The organism is Solemya elarraichensis gill symbiont, from assembly GCF_002021095.1.
Classification (GTDB): Bacteria; Pseudomonadota; Gammaproteobacteria; order Chromatiales; family Chromatiaceae.
Map to the genome: position 1 here is coordinate 1 of NZ_MPRK01000171.1, position 3,827 is coordinate 3,827.

The 3,827-nt window shown below is 49.8% G+C and carries 4 protein-coding genes; all 4 read right to left on the reverse strand.

The annotated features are described in order from the left end of the window. Window positions 1-69: 69 nt before the first annotated feature. The gene (locus BOW51_RS08300; protein WP_078477289.1) at window positions 70-1,119 is read right to left on the reverse strand and encodes a DUF5666 domain-containing protein; all 1,050 of its coding nucleotides are present in this window, start codon (window positions 1,117-1,119) and stop codon (window positions 70-72) included. A gap of 13 nt (window positions 1,120-1,132) precedes the next feature. After that, on the reverse strand, window positions 1,133-2,554 hold the full coding sequence (locus BOW51_RS08305) for a DUF5666 domain-containing protein (protein WP_078477291.1): 1,422 nt from the start codon (window positions 2,552-2,554) through the stop codon (window positions 1,133-1,135). After that, window positions 2,551-3,390, reverse strand: a complete 840-nt coding sequence (locus BOW51_RS08310; protein WP_078477292.1) for a DUF6502 family protein — start codon at window positions 3,388-3,390, stop codon at window positions 2,551-2,553. The genes BOW51_RS08305 and BOW51_RS08310 overlap by 4 nt, the downstream gene beginning before the upstream one ends. A gap of 148 nt (window positions 3,391-3,538) precedes the next feature. Further along, window positions 3,539-3,827, reverse strand: a 289-nt coding sequence (locus BOW51_RS08315) for a magnesium chelatase subunit ChlI family protein (RefSeq protein ID WP_503167673.1), incomplete at its 5' end; no start/stop codon positions are given.

The following is a 3,827-nucleotide window of genomic DNA, read 5'->3' on the forward strand; positions in this document are numbered from 1 at the left end:
ACGCAGGGCGTCCGGGGCAATAAAGGCTGTCGAAGATCGAGTGTAAAAGGGCGACTTGGATGTCCCGTTTTACATCACGAGATCAAAGACACGCTTGACGTCAAAGATCCATATCCGTTTATTTTTAAGATCAATCTTCTGGATGTTTCCGTTAAATTCAGAGCTGGTGCGGTCATCTTCTATTTCAAGCTTGCTAGCAATCAAAACGCCCTTGTCATCAATAACGCCTTCAACCTCTATCTGGCTATTTAAAGCCAGTATCGCGCCCATGAGGTTTTCAACATGTGTTTTGTCATGAATGAGGATTTCAATGCCATTTACTGTAAAGCTTCTATTAGAATTGAATCGTGTGATGATGCCCTCGATATTGAGTCGGGTTCCTTTTTCAAAGCGAGGCTTATCAATAATTATTAACTCATCTGCATGCAGCTGCATATTGACCGGGTCGGCAGATGCTCTGACATGGATAAGGTCTCCTGCTACAGGAGGGTGTCCGGATTTTCTGAAGACGACCGTCAGTTTCCCGGCTCTCAGTGAAGCGGGCTCTGACTCCGTGTTAACGTTTCCGACAATAAGCCTGGCTTCGATGTTGCTGTTGTTCGACCTGGAACTGCCGGGGAGCAGCATAATGCGGGTTGCGACAAGATTATTGTTGGCATCATGAAATCCGGAAACTTCGACGAACTGGCCGACCTGAAGGTCATTCAGGGCTGAAAACTGATCCAATATGGTTGAATGGTTGGTGACGACGGTTTGGCCGAGTACTTCGACGTGGTTTGAATCTGACAAGGCAGTAACCGGGCCGCTAAGCATGTTCTCGTAGATAACGCTGGCTGCAACGCCAGTGCGTTTTTTATGATCTACCGTACCCTTAATGGTGACGATCTCGCCAAGCCTGAAATCAGACTCTTCACTCTTCTGCCCATTCCGTGTCAGCTTGGCTTTGCTGATATCGTATTCAATGCCGTTGACGAAGATGCTTCCAAAACCGTTGATGGTGCCCGAAGAAATTCCAGTGCCTCCGCTACCGCCAGATGCCATGCTCCCCTGCGTGGTGCAGAAGAGAATAAGAGTGGCAAGCAGGGCTTCTGTGAAGGAGACGGGGTATCGATGAAGCATCAGGTTTTGCCGTTTAATCCTCGATCATGATGTCAGTCGCCGAAAATTCCCCTGTTCCCGAATTGTAACTGCCGTAAGCATGTATCTCGGTTGAGTCAATTGATATCGAGTTGAAGAAGGATTCGGGTGATATAGGGTTGTCATTTGGCCCACGGAAAGTTGTCGTTACCTCGGTAATATCAGTGATGACTGTTGTGCCATTCACCGTTAACTCACCGGTGGAGCCATTAGCATAGGAGACCGTTCCTTCAATCTCCCCATTATCTCCGTTACAGGGATCGTCCTTGCGTTCAAGCTCTTCAATGATGAAGTCACCTGAATCATCAAACGCATGGATATGAACGCAGTGTCCTGTCTGCAGGGAGTCGAAGGTATCTCCATGCAAGTCGGATGCGTCGGGTGTGCCTGTGATTATTACGTAATCATTGCCCTGTACCGTGACCCTGTCGGGAACTGTTTTCTTGTCGCTAATTTCGCCGGAAACTTCCAGCTGGACATCTTCTTCTTCATCCTTGATTTCAAGGCTGTCAGCAACCAGTATGCCACTGGCATTGATCACGCCCTCCACTTCGACCCGGACGTTTAGCGCTATCAGTGCAGTCAGTGCTGGATCGATTCCGGTAGCGTCCACCTCAATTACATTAACAAAGAAATTCTCAGGAGTGATATAAGTTGTGACAATCCCTTCAAGTTCTATTTCTGTTCCTTGAGCCAGGTTGGCAGGCTGGATCACGGTAACGCTGGTAGCTGTGAGAGTTAAACCGGAAAGCGCTCCACTGGCCGCCTCAACCTGGACAAGGTCATCAGGGCTAACGTGACTCAGGTCTGCAAGGGTGACTGTCAGACCGTTGGATACCAGTTCATCAGGTGAAGGGTTTGTATCAATGCTGCTGACAAAGAGCTTGGCCTCGATCGAGGCGATGCCACTGGTGATCTCTACTATCCTTGTCGCAACCAAATTCCGGTTTGCGTTGTAGTAGCCGGAAACCTCGACAATGCTGCTGGTGTCCAAATCCGTCAGTACACCTGTCAGCTGCAATACAGTCGACGGCAGGACAAGGACCTGCTGTCCCAGAACTTCTATGCTGCTCGAGGTGGGATTGTCATTGGTGACAGGGCCACGAAGAATTTCGTCATATGACACCGTGGTGGCAACGCCCGTACCGCTGTCTGTGTCGATAGAGCCCTGGATGAAGACCACTTCACCGAGTTCAAATTCATTTTCACTTGCACCTGCGGTACCGTTGCGCTCAAGCGTGGCTCCGCTGATATCAAACTCGATACCATTGACAAAAATACTGCCAAAGCCACTGATTGAACCAGTCGAAATACCTGTTCCACCACTGCCGCCGGATGCTACTGTACCGCCGCCTCCACAGGAGACAAGAGAGATCATAACAATGGCAGGAAGAAGGTGTTTTAGTAACTGTTTCATGACTCTTTGTCCTTGTTGTCCATAGCGGTTTTATCGTCTACTGGCTCTTCAAAGTAGTAGATGCCGACTCCGGCTTTCATACGGCCGGTTCCTTCTGTATTCCCTGTCACGTCACGATCCCTGGCCGCCAGCCAGCGGTTAAACTGGTCGATCATGCGCTGACCATTCTCCTCGACAAAGATTTTGAACTCGGGAAGTGCCTCTTCCGGGAGGTTGTCGTAGGCGACATTGCGCTGGAAACGCAGGTCCTCTTTGCTATCCGAATTGAGGTTGTGATCGATGGTGTCAATCAGGTTGTGTGCTTCATTTCCAAGGATACTGATACCCTCTGATTCATCATCGTGCGGAATAAAGGAGCGTTTCAGCAGGCGGATTTTTCCGGTTGCCGAGAGTTCGACGGTTTCGGTCCCCAGCAGTTCCTTGAGCATTGCCCGATAGGGCATATCACCGCTGTAACGTGATACTAGGGACTCAAAACTGGGGTGCTCACCATCGGGATTGAGCATGCGAGGTTGCTTGCGTGAATCGTAGAAGTCACTGTCGTGCAGCCAGCCACTGATGACTTTGGAAGAGCGGTTGTACCTTGGCGTCATTGCAGTCGAATCGACCGAGAGCGTGCGCAGCTTGGCGACATCCTTGCGTGTCAACCCTGTAACAATCGCAATTCTGGAGGTGGTCGCCTTGCCCTCACTCTCAAGCAGGCGCTCTTCGGAGATGTCGACATAGACTTTTCTCGCCAGCTGGCTGAAGGCGTCAAATGAGACCTCTTTGCGCAGCAGAAAGCGTACCAGCGGGGTTAGCAGCCGGTAGATGGCATTAAACAGGGCTGAGTTCATAAGTGGGAAAATAATCCCAACATGCCTCAAAGTCAAGCTGGTTATCGAAAATTTGACGCTAAACCGGGTTTCATAAATGGTTATTATTCGGGGACTTTTCCAATAAATATTGGGGAAATCCCTATTGCTTGGGAGTTTGCATGCCGGGTTATTGAAATGTTGAAAGGTTTTTGTCCAGTGAACGCAGTCTGATGGCTTCACTGAGATGTTTCGTCTGGATCGATTCTCCACCATCAAGATCACAAATGGTTCGTGCCAGCTTGAGGATGCGATGGTAGGCACGGTGCGAGATATTGAGTGTCCCGATCGCCTGTTGCAGAAGCTTTTTCTGTGATTTGTCGATCGCTGCGCGCCAAGGAGAGAGAATCGAAGGCGCGTAGTCCCCGGTAGCCACTAGGCGAGACTGTTTTTCTGACGTGCGCCAGCGCCAAAGGAAA